Origin of the sequence: Nocardioides sp. CPCC 206348 (assembly GCF_048654705.1) — a bacterium.
Lineage (GTDB): Bacteria > Actinomycetota > Actinomycetes > Propionibacteriales > Nocardioidaceae > Nocardioides.
In genome coordinates this window covers 39,542-52,009 of the sequence record NZ_JBMCZA010000195.1, presented here as the reverse complement: position 1 = coordinate 52,009, position 12,468 = coordinate 39,542, and the positions used below count along the sequence as shown (strand labels likewise).

Genomic DNA, 12,468 nt, shown 5'->3' with positions numbered 1-12,468 from the left:
GCATTGCGCGCCGCCGGCGCCGAACGGGTCGGGTGCGCGAACAACCACGCACCGGTGTGGCCTGCCTCGGACGACCCCGCCGACGTGGGCGCGACCAAGCTGTTCGACGCCCTGTGGAACGGACTGTTCCTCGAGGCGATGGTGCTCGGGCGGCATCCCCAGGACATCGGGCCGTTGCTGCAGGAGCTCGTGCTCCCCGGTGACCTGATGGCGATCCGCCAGCCGCTCGACTTCTACGGCGTCAACTACTACTCGCCGCTGCGCGTCGGTGCCGCGTTCGACGAGTCGGGCGACGAGGTCAACGAGTACGACGAGGCCGACGGGGACGACGGGGAGTCGCCCTTCCGCTTCCTCGACATCCTCGGTCGGCCGAAGACCGAGACCGGCTGGGCCGTCGTACCCGAGGCCCTGCAGGAGTGGCTGATCATGACGCGGGCCCGTTACCGGGCAGCGCTGCCGCCGCTGGTCATCACCGAGGCCGGCGCCGCGTACTCCGTGCCGCCCGGGCCGGACGGGACCATCGACGACGCCGAGCGGATCGCGTACCTGACCCGCCACCTCGAGGCCGTGTCCAACGCGATCGTCCAGGGGGTCGACGTCCGTGGTTTCTACGTCTGGTCGCTCCTCGACACCTGGGAGGGCACCGACGGTTTCGTGCCCCGCTACGGCTTCGTCGACGTCGACCACGTGACCCAGGAACGGACCCCCAAGCGGTCCTTCGGCTGGTACGCCGATTTGGTGGCTGCTCACCGAAAGCTCCGCCCCTGAGACGACCTGTCCGATCGGCTGACGCCCACCCGTGGACGTGGGAAAGTGACGCTCATGGCGGACCGGGAGAGGGACCTGGCCGACCGGCTCCCGAAGGACTTCGTCTTCGGCACCAGCACGGCGGCCTATCAGATCGAGGGCGCCGTCCACGAGGGCGGGCGCGGCCGATCGGTGTGGGACACGTTCGCTGCCGAGCCCGGCCGGATCGTGGACGGCTCCACCGGTGCGGAAGCCTGCGACCACTACCACCGTTTCCCCGAGGACATCGCCCTCATGAAGGAGCTCGGTGCCCCGGGGTACCGCTTCTCCGTCGCCTGGCCGCGCATCCAGCCGACCGGTAGCGGGCCCGCCAATGCTGCGGGCCTGGACTTCTACGACCGCCTGGTCGACGGGCTGCTCGAGGCCGGCATCCGGCCGATGGCGACGCTGTTCCACTGGGACCTTCCGCAGGCGCTGGAGGACGACGGCGGCTGGCTCAACCGCGCCACGATCGACCGCTTCGCCGACTACGCCTCGATCGTCGGCGAGCGCCTCGGCGACCGGGTCGCCGACTGGGTGCCCGTCAACGAGCCGAACGTCGTCACCCTGATGGGGTACGGCGTCGGGATCCATGCGCCGGGCAAGGAGCTGATGTTCGACGCGATGGGCGTCGGCCACCACCTGCTGGTCGCGCACGGGCGCGCCGCCATCGCCCTGCGGGCGACCGGCGCGACGAGTGTCGGCTGTGCCAACAACCATGCGCCGATCTGGCCGGCGAGCGACGACCCGGCCGACGTCGGCGCCGCCAAGATCTTCGACCTGATCTGGAACGGGCACTACCTCGAGGGCATGCTGCTCGGCCGGTACTCCGACGACCTGATGATGCTGTGCGAGGAGTACGTGCGTGACGGCGACTTCGCGACCATGCGCCAGCCGCTCGACTTCTACGGCATCAACTACTACAACCCGATGCGGATCGGTGCGGCCGCCGAGGACGCGGACCTCCCGTTCGACTTCCGCGAGGTGCTCGGGTACCCCGTCACCGACTTCGGCTGGCCGGTCGTGCCGGACGCACTGCGCGAGTGGCTGATCATGTTCCGGGCACGGCTCCGCGCCGCCGTACCACCGATCGTGATCACGGAGTCGGGGTGCGCCTACAACATGGGCCCCGACGACCAGGGCGTGATCGACGACCAGCTGCGCATCGACTACCACCAGGCCCACCTCACCGCCGTCGCCGAGGCGGCGGAGCGCGGGGTCGACGTGCGCGGCTACTACGCCTGGTCGACCATCGACAACTTCGAATGGGCAGAGGGCTACACCAAGCGGTTCGGCTTCGTGCACGTCGACTACGAGACCCAGGTGCGCACCCCCAAGCGGTCCTTCAGTTGGTACGCCGACCTGGTGGCCCGGCACGCACAGCGGACCTGACCGGCACCGGGCGCGGCTCAGACGCGTTGCTGCAACCCGTCCCGGACTGCCGCCAGGTGCTCCTGCGCAGCGGCCGCTGCCGTCACTCCGCGGGCCTTGTCCGCCTGGAGCGTCTCGGCCGCGATCACGATGCTGCGCTCCGTGGACCGGAGGCTCCGCTCCTGCTCCTCGGCGAGCTCGGTCCGCTCGCGGTGGGCGGCGAACAGGGTGCCCGCGCCGCCGAGGATCCCGGCGATGGCCAGAACCAGCCAGCCCTGTGCCACGAACGTCAATCCGGCGAAGACCATGCCCACCACGATCAGGCCTGCCCCGATCGGTACCAGGAGCTTGTTGACCGGGTTGCGGGTCGCGACACCCGAGAGGACGCTCGACTGCCATTCTGCGGTGGCTCCCGTGGTGTCGACCGTGACGATCCCGCCGACGACCTTGAGCGCGCGGGTGTCCTCGACCGGTACGGCTGCCTGGCGACCGAGGTGGTCGGCGAGGGGGAGCAGGGTCGGGGCGAGGACCTGGCACGCGACGGCGAAGCGCGGCGAGTCGGCGTCCTCCAGGTCGGACAGGAGCAGGGCGAGGACGTCGCCCACCGGGGAGGACCAGTCCGCAGCCATGGTCGCGGTGCGTTCGTCGAGGAATCCGAGGTCGACACGCACGGTCGCCATCCGGTCGAGGATGTCGCCCTCGGCTGGTGACCCTTCGTCGACGAGCGAGCGCAGGCAGTCGGCCAGCGGATCCTCCGATGTGTGGACGGGCGGCGGGTCCGTGTCGGCCGAGCGGTCGGCCGAGCGGTCGGCGTGCAGGACCGCGGCGATCGTCGGGTCGTGGGACACGTCGGCGCGCGCGCCGGAGGCCAGCACCCGTCGCAGGGCATTCAGCTGGGCAGCGGCCTGCTCGCCGTGCAACGCGTCCCGGTCGGTGCCGGTCTTGTCCCGCAGCCACGCCGCCACCTGCTCGGCAGCGTCGCCGTCGGCGGCGACCAGGTTCGTCAGCGCAGACACGAGCTCGGCAACGGCGTCGGTGTGGGTGGGCGCGAGCCGCCCGTCGGCGATCGCGAGCCAGACCTCGCGCTGGGCGACCGAGACGGAGGGCTGGTCGGGCAGGATCCGCTCGAGCGGGCTCGTCGCCCAGCGCGGGTCACGGGTCTGCGCGCTCAGGAGGCTCAGGAACAGGGCGGTGCGCTGGGGGTCGCGGTGCCCGGCCTCGGTCAGCAGTGCTTCGCCGCCGGCGTCCCCGCGGGCGATCGCCGCCACGCCCCGCGCTGCGGCCGCGAGCCAGTATCCGGGCACGTCGGCCGGGTCGACCGCGCCCCGCAGGGCAGCGCCTCCGGTCACGACCACGGTCGACACGACCTCGCGCGCGTAGCGGCGGCAGCCGGCCGCGTCGGCGTACTGGCCCAGCTCGGCCCGGATGTCCTCGTGCTCGACCAGGGCCACCAGGGCGCGCGTGAGCCGGTCGATCTGTCCCTGCAGGTTGCCCTGCTGGGTGCGCATCTGTTCGACGAGGCGGTTGCGGGCGCGGCGTTCGGCGGCGAGTTGTTCCTCGGCGGCGTCGATCCGCTTGTTCTGCTGCCAGTCGGCCCAGTAGTTGTTGCTCACCGGGGTGATGTGCCCGCACCCGCGTGACGCAAACGCCGGTGGGTCGCGCCGGCACCGGGCGCTAGCCTGCCGGTCATGCGCGCCATCCAGGTCATCACCACCACGGGTCCCGCCGACGTCACCGTCCGCGAGGTCGCCGAGCCCACGCCCGGTCCGGACGACGTCCTCGTCGAGGTGCACACGGTCGGGGTGTCGTTCCCGGACCTGCTGCTGAGCCGCGGCGAGTACCAGCTGCGCCCCGAACCGCCCTTCTCCCTCGGTGTCGACTACGCCGGAGTCGTGGTCTCCGGGCCCGGCTTCGAACCGGGCCAGCGCGTCGTCGGCGTCGGAGGGTACGGCGGCGCGGCGGAGCTCGTGGCCGGACCGCGTGAGGCGACGTTCGCGCTCCCTGACGGCGTCAGCTTCGAGGAGGCCGTCGCACTGCCGATGAACTACCTCACCGCCCTGTTCGCACTCGACGAGCGCGGTGGCCTGAAGGCAGGCGAGACGGTGCTCGTGCACGGCGCTGCCGGTGGCGTGGGCACGGCCACGATCCAGGTGGCCCGGGCTCTGGGTGCCCGCACCATCGCGGTGGTCAGCACCGAGGAGAAGGCAGCGTTCGCGCGGGCCGCCGGTGCCGACGAGACCGTTCTCGTCGAGGGTTTCCGGGACGCCGTACACACCCTCACGGAGGGCAAGGGAGTCGACGTCGTGCTCGACGTCGTCGGCGGCTCGCTGTTCACCGACTCGCTGCGCTCCCTCGCCCCGCAGGGCCGGGTCCTCGTGGTGGGCTTCGCCGCCGGCGAGGGCATCCCCGAGGTGAAGGTCAACCGGCTGCTGCTCAACAACGTCGACGTGCGCGGTGTCGGCTGGGGCGCCTACGCGTTCTTCAAGCCGGGCTACCTGCAGCAGCAGTGGACCCAGCTCGTGCCGATGATCGAGTCAGGCGTGGTGAAGCCGCCCATCGGCAAGGTCTACGCGATCGACGAGTTCGGCCAGGCCCTCGTCGACATGGACGCCCGCGCGACGCTCGGGAAGTCCGTCGTGCGCCTGCGCTGACCTGCTGGCTGTCCGACCGGCGCTCGCTCAGCGTCGACCCAGGTCGATGGTCCACCAACGGGTGCCGTCACTGCTGAGGGCGTACCCGGCACCGACCGCGCGGAACCGGCAGTCGAGCAGCAGCGCGCGGTGGGCCGAGCTGTTCATCCACCGCGTCACGGCCCCTGATGCCGTCGTCGGTCCGACCGCGAGCACCTCGCCGAGCAGCTTGGCGTTGGTGTAGCCCGCGGTCGCCACTCGCGTCCGCAGCGTGGCCTCGCCCGGCAGCTGGTGCGACAGTCGCCGGGCACGTGCCATCAGCGCGTCGTGCCGGCCCGAGGCGGTCTGCAGCGAGGAGCGGACCAGCAGGGCGACGCAGCCCCTGCGGGCTCGTGCCCGGTTGATGAGCGTGACGACGTCACGCTCCATCAGGTCGGCGGTGCTGGCGCGGGCCGGTCCGGGAACGACGAACGCCGCTCCCGTGGGAGCGGCGCTGACGGACGGTCCGACCAGCAGTCCCGCGAGGACGGCCGCCGTACCGATCAAGGTAAAGAGTGGGCGCACGCGCACATCATGGTGGCGCGAGGTGCCCTTTCGGGCAACAACGGTAAAATTCAGCGTCGGCCGAAGTCCTGGGTCCACCACACGCGGCCGCCGTAGGGCACGACGCCGATGCCGATCTCCCGCAGCGTGCAGTCGGTGATGTTGCGGCGGTGCGACGCGCTGTTCCACCACGCCCGGACGACGAGGCGCGCGGTGCTGTAGCCGGCCGCGATGTTCTCGGCAACCTTGCGCCAACCGGTGTAGCCGGCCAGCGTCACCCGTCGGCCCAGGCGGTACTCGCCGGGCAGCTGGTGCGACATGACCCCGTTGCGGGCCATGACGTACGAGTGCTTGCGGGCGGCCTGGCGCAGGTCGAGGTTGAGCCGCAGCGGCCGGCAGCCGACCGCGGCCCGCTTGATGTTGGTGAGCGTCAGGACGGCGCCCTCGAGCACGGCGTTGACGGTGAAGCGGCCGGCGAGCGGCGCGCTCATGACGCTCGTGGTCGTCGGTGTGGCAGCGGTTGCTGCCGTGGCTCCGGACGTAGAAGTGAAGGCCGCTCCGATGACGACGAGCAGGCCGATGACAATGTTTTTGATCCCCCAGTGACGCATGTGTCAATGGTCACTTCGGGCAGGGGGCGAACACACCGGTGGCGCGTTCGGTCCGCGCTAGTCCTATCGGACTAGCGTTACCCGGCGGACGGCCATCCCTGCGGTATGTCAGGTCGGCCGGGCAAGAGGCGATCGGCGGAGGTCAGCGCCGTCCGAAGTTCTGGGTCCACCACAGCTGGCCGTTCTGCAGGACCACGCCGACACCGAGGTCGCGCAACCGGCAGTTGAGCATGTTGCGGCGGTGGCTGGGGCTCTTCATCCAGGCCCGTACGACGGCGTCCGGACCACTGAATCCGCGGGCGACGTTCTCGGCGACCAGGCGCCACCGGGTGTAGCCGGCGCGGGTGATCCGGGTCGAGAACCTCGGCTCGCCCGGGAGCTGGTGCGACATCACGCCGCGCGTCGCCATGGTCACCGTGTGGCCACGAGCCGACTTGCGCAGCGACAGTGAACTGCGGAGTGCACCGCAGCCGTGGGCGCGACGCTGGCGGTTGGTCAGGGCCAGGACCCGGTCCTCGAGCACTCGCTGGATGAGGCCCGCGGCGACCGCGCCGTGGAGGGGGCCCGGTGTCAGCCGGGCAGTGGCGGCGGCCGTTGGTCCGGGCGAGGCGTCGGCAGGTGCGGCAGCAAGGCTGAGCAGCAGCCCCAGCACGATGCAGGGCACGAGTCCGATCTTCTTCGCCATGAACCCCACATCGGCCCCGCGCCGTCCGGCCTGAGGCTGGTGCGACGAATCAGGACGATGTCCTGCCCGCCCGTCGTTGCGGCGAGGTCCTAGGCTCAGTCCCGTGAGCATCCTTGATGACGCCCGTCCGGGCATGGACCTCGGAACCCGCCCCCAGGACGACCTCTTCGGTCACGTCAACGGGGCCTGGCTGGCGGAGACGGAGATCCCCGCCGACCGGTCGAGCTGGGGACCGTTCGTCCAGCTGGCCGACCAGGCCGAGGAGGACGTGCGCGCGATCATCACCGAGCTCGCCACCGGCGCGCCCGCCAACGAGGACGCCCGCAAGATCGCCGACCTCTACAACTCCTTCATGGCCACCGACCGGGTCGAGGCGGCTGGCCTCGCGCCGGTGCAGCACCTCGTCGACGCCGTCGCCGGCCTGCGCGACGTGCGGGACGTCGCGGCCTTCCTCGGCGAGTTCGAGCGGATCGGCGGCTACGGCCTGTTCGGTTCCTACGTCGACACCGACGACCGCCAGTCGGACCGCTACCTGTTCCACCTGGTCCAGGGCGGCCTCGGCCTGCCGGACGAGTCCTACTACCGCGAGGACAAGTTCGCCGAGATCCGCGAGGCCTACCTCGCCTACCTCGACCGGCTGCTCACCCTCGGCGGCCACGCCGACGCCGCCGGTGCCGCGCAGCGGATCCTCGACCTCGACACCGCGCTGGCCCTGGGCCACTGGGAGCGTTCCGAGACGCGCGACGTCCAGAAGACCTACAACCGGTTGACCGGCGACGAGCTCCGCGCCCTGTGCCCCGCGTTCGACTGGAACGCCTACATCACCAACCTCGGTGGCCAGCTCACCGGCCCGCAGTCGACGATCGCCGAGGTCGTGGTCCGCCAGCCGTCGTACCTCGAGCACCTCTCGAAGGTCCTCGACGAGACCCCGATCGAGACCTGGCGCGACTGGTTCACCTCGCGCGTGCTGCGGTCGGCGGCGCCGTACCTCTCCGACGACTTCGTGCAGACCAACTTCGACTTCTACGGGCGGACCCTGTCCGGCACGCCCGAGCTGCGCGCGCGCTGGAAGCGTGCCGTGTCGTTCGTCGAGGGCGCGATGGGCGAGGCCGTCGGCAAGGAGTACGTCGACCGGCACTTCCCGCCGACGTCGAAGGCGATGATGGACGACCTCGTCGCCAACCTGCTCGCCGCCTACCGCACGTCCATCGGCAAGCTCGACTGGATGACGGAGGAGACCAAGCAGAAGGCGTACGACAAGATCGCGACCTTCCGTCCGAAGATCGGCTACCCGACGAAGTTCCGCGACTACAGCGCGCTGACCGTGGTGGGCGACGACCTGGTCGCCAACGCCCAGGCCTCGGCGGGCTTCGAGACCGACCGCCAGCTCGCGAAGATCGGTGCGCCGGTCGACCGCGACGAGTGGTTCATGCTGCCGCAGACCGTCAACGCGTACTACAACCCCGGCACCAACGAGATCTGCTTCCCGGCCGGCATCCTGCAGAAGCCGTTCTTCAGCCCCGACGCCCTGCCGGCCGAGAACTACGGCGGCATCGGTGCGGTGATCGGCCACGAGATCGGCCACGGTTTCGACGACCAGGGCGCCCAGTACGACGGCGAGGGCAACCTCAACGACTGGTGGACCGCCGACGACAAGGCCGCGTTCGAGGTGAAGTCGAAGGCGCTCATCGAGCAGTACGACGCCTTCTCCCCGCGCAACCTGCCCGACGAGAAGGTCAACGGCGCGCTCACGGTCGGCGAGAACATCGGCGACCTCGGTGGCCTGACCATCGCGCACACCGCTTTCCTGATCGCGGCCGAGGCCGCCGGCACCGAGGCGACGCTGGAGGACCGCAAGACGCTGTTCTTCAACTGGGCCTACGTGTGGCGCACCAAGCGCCGCATCGAGCAGGAGACGCAGTACCTCACCATCGACCCGCACAGCCCGCCGGAGTTCCGCGCCAACATCGTGCGCAACCTCGATGAGTTCCACGAGGTCTTCGCGACCACGCCGGGTGACGGGCTGTGGCTGGACCCCGAGGCGCGCGTCCGGATCTGGTGACCGGCGAGGACCACGGCCCGGTGGGACGTTCGGAGAGGTGGCCTCGCTACCTCCGGCCCGGCCCGGACGAGGTGCTGGACGAGCATCTCGACGGGGATGGCCTGCCGCTGCCGGTCGAGGGCGAGATCGACCCGGTTGCCGAAGAGGCCGCGCGTCGCGGGGAGGAGCGACGTACGCGGAGCAAGTGGATCCGGCTGGGCGTCATCCTTGCGGCCGTCTCGGTCTGGGCTGCGGTGGACCGTCCCGGTGGCGAGGACCCTCCCGACCGGCTGCCGGCGGAGCAGCGGTACGAGCCGATCGCGACCGACCAGGGGCTCGCCGACCTCCGGGCAGCCCTGTCGGACGCGACGGGTTCCACACAGGTCCTCATGCTGCGCACGTACGGCGTCGACGAAGCCCAGGTGACGGTGCCGCCCGCCGTGCCGGGTGATCTCGCCGAGCTGTGGCGGTGGGACGGCGACGTCCTGGAGAAGTGGATGGGCGAGGTGGTCCGTGACCGCGTCGCCTTCGACCTGGCCCAGGTGGACGCGGACGTGCTGGTGGCCGTCGACGAGGAGGCTCGACGGCGCAGCCACGGCCGCATCAGCGACAGCCGGATCAGCGTCACGAGGCCGGCGGACGGCGACTCCTGGCTGCAGGCGCACGTCGACGAGGTCGACCACGGCGGCGTGACGCTGTGGTCGGACCTCGACGGCAGGATCGAGTCGGAGCTGGTCAACAAGAGCTGGCGCGACGACTGAGGAGTGCGCGTCGGTCCTGCCCTGCTCCGCTAGCGTCGGCTCGACCTGCCCGGACACTGCACACCCAGGAGTCGCGATGCGCCGCACCCTCACTGCCTCGTTGACGATCCTCGTCATCACGCTGTCGGGCTGTTCGGGTGGGGATGACGAGGACGACGACGGAGTCGAGGTGGCCGGCGCGATCGGCGGAGCCGATTCCACGTGCCCGCTGCCGGTGACCTTCGACCGTGAGCGGGGCTGGGTGCCGGAGCGGATCGTCGACACCGACGACAAGGGCGAGGCGGCCCTGGGCGCCCTCCTGACCCCCGGCCCGTTCCGGGTGGCCTGCGAGCTAGAGTCACCGGTGAACGTCGGCTACCTCCGCGTCTACGTCGGCCCGCAACGGCTGGCGTCGCAGGACCCCGAACGCCTGCTGCGCACCTTTGTCGCGGAGCTCGACGAAGGAGTCGAGCTCACCTTCAGCACCTCCGAGTCGGACGACGGCCTGGCCGTCACCGAGGTCTCCTACGTCGAGGTCCGCGAGGTCCTCGAGGAGCGAGCGAAGCGTCGCGCGTTCCTGGTGGCCGGCAAGGACGGTGTCGTCGTGGTCCACGTCGGTGGCCTCGACGACGAGGAGCACGCGGGCATGCTGCCCACCTTCGAGCTGGCCAAGGAGTCCGTCCGCGTCTCCGGCTGATCGCCGAGGCGCTCGGTGCTCAGGCGGCGTCGACGAGGAGCGTCAGCAGCTTCTCGCTGATCGCGACCAGCTCGGCCTCGCTCATGCCGGTCGCCTGCGACAGGTTCACGGTGTAGACGGAGCCGCCGACGAGCGCCCCGCCGGCCGCCTGGAGGCTGGAACCGCCGCCGAAGGTGCCGGTGGTGACGAACGCCTGCTCGCCGATGCCGTCCAGTGGGTGCGCGGCGGAGTCCTCGAGGGAACCGCCGGCGCCGGAGACGTAGGCGTCGTACCCGCCGTTGCCGGTGTCGACCTCGACCGCGCCCACCGACCCGCTCAGCGCCCGGGGGTCGTCCTGGTCGAACTCGCAGGCGTCGAACGGGCCGGTGCTCAGGTTGACCGCAGCCCCCACAGCTGCGGACACCTGATCGGCTGTGAGGAGGTCACAGAACTTCGGCAGCCCGGCAGGCTCGTCGCCCTCCGGGTCGACGTCGTTCGATTCCACGGCGCTGGTGTTGTCGCCGGTGTCCCCGGAGTCGTTGTTGTCGCCGTCGTCACCGCATCCAGATGCGAGTGCACCGACGACCAACAGGCCGGCAAGCCATGCGCGCTTCATCCTCGTCCCCTCACAGGTCAACGCCCGACTGTCCCGTTTCGCGGCGGCCCTCGGTAGTAGGGGATCGGCGTAATCGCCGGATCGACTACGTTGCGTCCATGGATCGGGCCGGCCGGGTGGGCGAGGTGCTCACCCACCTCGCGCACGGCACCGCGTCCGTCGCGGCCACCGAGTGCGCAGCCGCCTGGGACGCGGACCGTGATCCCGTGGCTGCCGCCCTCGCCGCCGTCTGTGGGTTCTGGCAGGGCGACTTCACCGGGGCGACCGCCTGGGCCGGCCGCGCCGCGGAATCGGCCACGGACGACGAGACCCGGGCCCTGGCGCTGGTGGCGGAGGCGCTCGCCGCAGCTGGCGACCCGTGCGCCTGCGCCGAGCCGGCCTGGAGCACGACGAGCGCACTCCTCGCGGCGGCCCCGGATCCGGACTCGGCCTGGTGGACGGCGATCCGGTACCTGCTGGCCGAGTCCGCTCTCGTCGGTGCCCGGCTCGCCGACGCGCAGCGGGTCGTCGCCTCCGGTCCCTTGCCGGGCACGTGGACCGGCCATCCGTTCGCCGCGGTGATGGCGGCGTGCGTCGTACGGACGGCTGCGTTCTCGGGGCAGATCGACCGGGCGACCGCCCTGCTCGAACCGATGCGCGCCGCGGCCGAATCCGGGTCGCGCCTCGAGGGCGTCGTGGAAGCGGTGGCCGGGCTGGTGCTCGGCAACGCGGACGACGCCGGAGGGGTGTCGCGCAGTCGCGAGCTGACGCCCGTCGCGGGAGACCGGGACCGGGACTTCATCGACCGGGGCGTGCTGCTGCTCCTGGCCTTCGGCGCCATCGCGATCGGGGACGTACCGACGGCCGCGCGCCTGGTCTTCCAGGCCGGCGACGACGGCGACCTCGGTGCCTGCACGATCATCGACCGGGCCCTCGGGCTGGAGATGCTCGTCGTCGCTGCCCTTGCCGAGGAGGACCTGCCCGCGGCGGAGACCTGGCTCGCGAGCCTGATGACTCTCGCTGACCATCCCACGGCGGCACCGACCGTCGACCGCGTACGCAGCCGGTACCTGCTCGTCGTCGGTGACGTGGAGGCGGCCGTGGCCGCGGCCACCGCGAGCATCGAGGCCTGCAGCGCGCAGGGCCGGGGAGTCGAGGCAGCCGAGGGCGAGATCGTCCTCGCGCGGGCCCGGATCGCCGGGAACGACATCGCCGGGGCGAGCCGCGACCTGCGCGCCCTGGTCAACGCCGCGGACGCCAGCGGCCACCGCGCCGTACGACGATCGGCCGCCTCGACCCTGCAGCCGGCCCGCCGTCGCCTTCCTCCCGTCGCCGGTGGTGGCTGGAAGGCGTTGTCCGAGCGCGAGCGGGAGATCGCCCGGTGCGTGCTGGACGGCCTCGAGGTCGACCAGATGGCCGCGGCACTGTTCCTCTCACCCGCCACGGTGCGGACCCACGTCTCGCGGGTGCTCTGCGCCTTCGGCGTACCGACCCGGATCGGGCTGTTGGCCGCCGTGGGCGAGGGCCGGGTGGCACCCGCGACCGTCCCGACGCCGCTGTCCCCGCGCCAGTCAGAGGTCGCGCGCCTGGTGGCAGCCGGCGCGACCAACCAGCAGGTGGCCGACGAGCTGGGCATCTCGGTCAAGGGTGTCGAGAAGCACGTCGGCGACATCCTGGAGCGGTGGAACGCCGGGACGCGGTTCGAGGTGGCCCGGATCTGGTGGGGCTCCGGCGCCGGCCAGCGCGGCGCCTGACCCCGGACGAAGGGGGCGGTCGGTCCCGGGGATGAA

The 12,468-nt window shown here is 71.4% G+C and carries 12 protein-coding genes; 7 read left to right on the top strand and 5 right to left on the bottom strand.

What is annotated here, in order from left to right:
* Together ACOADB_RS17955 and ACOADB_RS17950 are read left to right on the top strand one after the other, a co-directional pair.
* Positions 1-768, top strand: a 768-nt coding sequence (locus ACOADB_RS17955; RefSeq protein WP_378601437.1) for a glycoside hydrolase family 1 protein, incomplete at its 5' end; no start/stop codon positions are given.
* A 54-nt stretch (positions 769-822) separates the two neighbouring features.
* Positions 823-2,178: a GH1 family beta-glucosidase gene (locus tag ACOADB_RS17950; protein WP_378601520.1), complete on the top strand. Its 1,356-nt coding sequence runs from the start codon at positions 823-825 to the stop codon at positions 2,176-2,178.
* Positions 2,179-2,195: 17 nt separating this feature from the next.
* Here ACOADB_RS17950 and ACOADB_RS17945 read toward each other — a convergent pair whose 3' ends face one another.
* Positions 2,196-3,770: a hypothetical protein gene (locus ACOADB_RS17945; protein ID WP_378601434.1), complete on the bottom strand. Its 1,575-nt coding sequence runs from the start codon at positions 3,768-3,770 to the stop codon at positions 2,196-2,198.
* A 75-nt stretch (positions 3,771-3,845) separates the two neighbouring features.
* Here ACOADB_RS17945 and ACOADB_RS17940 point away from each other — a divergent pair, with 75 nt between their 5' ends.
* Positions 3,846-4,808 carry an NADPH:quinone oxidoreductase family protein gene (locus ACOADB_RS17940; protein ID WP_378601431.1) on the top strand — a complete coding sequence of 321 codons (963 nt, stop codon included), beginning with the start codon at positions 3,846-3,848 and terminating at the stop codon, positions 4,806-4,808.
* Positions 4,809-4,835: 27 nt separating this feature from the next.
* Here the strand turns inward: ACOADB_RS17940 and ACOADB_RS17935 are convergent, their stop codons facing one another.
* From ACOADB_RS17935 to ACOADB_RS17925, 3 genes are all read right to left on the bottom strand, one after another.
* On the bottom strand, positions 4,836-5,351 hold the full coding sequence (locus ACOADB_RS17935) for a CAP domain-containing protein (RefSeq protein ID WP_378601429.1): 516 nt from the start codon (positions 5,349-5,351) through the stop codon (positions 4,836-4,838).
* A 50-nt stretch (positions 5,352-5,401) separates the two neighbouring features.
* Positions 5,402-5,941, bottom strand: a complete 540-nt coding sequence (locus ACOADB_RS17930) for a CAP domain-containing protein (RefSeq protein WP_378601426.1) — start codon at positions 5,939-5,941, stop codon at positions 5,402-5,404.
* A gap of 142 nt (positions 5,942-6,083) precedes the next feature.
* The gene (locus ACOADB_RS17925; RefSeq protein WP_378601423.1) at positions 6,084-6,626 is read right to left on the bottom strand and encodes a CAP domain-containing protein; all 543 of its coding nucleotides are present in this window, start codon (positions 6,624-6,626) and stop codon (positions 6,084-6,086) included.
* Positions 6,627-6,729: 103 nt separating this feature from the next.
* On the opposite strand from ACOADB_RS17925, the gene ACOADB_RS17920 reads away from it, so the two are divergent.
* From ACOADB_RS17920 to ACOADB_RS17910, 3 genes are all read left to right on the top strand, one after another.
* Positions 6,730-8,688, top strand: a complete 1,959-nt coding sequence (locus ACOADB_RS17920; RefSeq protein WP_378601420.1) for a M13 family metallopeptidase — start codon at positions 6,730-6,732, stop codon at positions 8,686-8,688.
* 20 nt (positions 8,689-8,708) lie between these two features.
* Positions 8,709-9,428 carry a hypothetical protein gene (locus ACOADB_RS17915; protein ID WP_378601417.1) on the top strand — a complete coding sequence of 240 codons (720 nt, stop codon included), beginning with the start codon at positions 8,709-8,711 and terminating at the stop codon, positions 9,426-9,428.
* Positions 9,429-9,504: 76 nt separating this feature from the next.
* A complete protein-coding gene (locus ACOADB_RS17910; protein WP_378601414.1) occupies positions 9,505-10,104 on the top strand; it encodes a lipoprotein in 600 nt (199 codons plus the stop codon).
* A 19-nt stretch (positions 10,105-10,123) separates the two neighbouring features.
* On the opposite strand, the gene ACOADB_RS17905 is transcribed toward ACOADB_RS17910, so the two are convergent.
* Positions 10,124-10,699: a hypothetical protein gene (locus ACOADB_RS17905; protein ID WP_378601411.1), complete on the bottom strand. Its 576-nt coding sequence runs from the start codon at positions 10,697-10,699 to the stop codon at positions 10,124-10,126.
* A 98-nt stretch (positions 10,700-10,797) separates the two neighbouring features.
* Here ACOADB_RS17905 and ACOADB_RS17900 point away from each other — a divergent pair, with 98 nt between their 5' ends.
* Positions 10,798-12,432, top strand: coding sequence for a LuxR C-terminal-related transcriptional regulator (locus ACOADB_RS17900; protein WP_378601409.1), 1,635 nt, complete (start codon positions 10,798-10,800; stop codon positions 12,430-12,432).
* Positions 12,433-12,468: the final 36 nt, after the last annotated feature.

Coding starts and splice junctions, on each gene's coding strand:
- ACOADB_RS17950 (WP_378601520.1), top strand. CDS start 823: ATGGCGGACCGGGAGAGGGACCTGGCCGACCGGCTCCCGAAGGACTTC.
- ACOADB_RS17930 (WP_378601426.1), bottom strand. CDS start 5,941: ATGCGTCACTGGGGGATCAAAAACATTGTCATCGGCCTGCTCGTCGTC.
- ACOADB_RS17900 (WP_378601409.1), top strand. CDS start 10,798: ATGGATCGGGCCGGCCGGGTGGGCGAGGTGCTCACCCACCTCGCGCAC.
- ACOADB_RS17940 (WP_378601431.1), top strand. CDS start 3,846: ATGCGCGCCATCCAGGTCATCACCACCACGGGTCCCGCCGACGTCACC.
- ACOADB_RS17910 (WP_378601414.1), top strand. CDS start 9,505: ATGCGCCGCACCCTCACTGCCTCGTTGACGATCCTCGTCATCACGCTG.
- ACOADB_RS17925 (WP_378601423.1), bottom strand. CDS start 6,626: ATGGCGAAGAAGATCGGACTCGTGCCCTGCATCGTGCTGGGGCTGCTG.
- ACOADB_RS17905 (WP_378601411.1), bottom strand. CDS start 10,699: ATGAAGCGCGCATGGCTTGCCGGCCTGTTGGTCGTCGGTGCACTCGCA.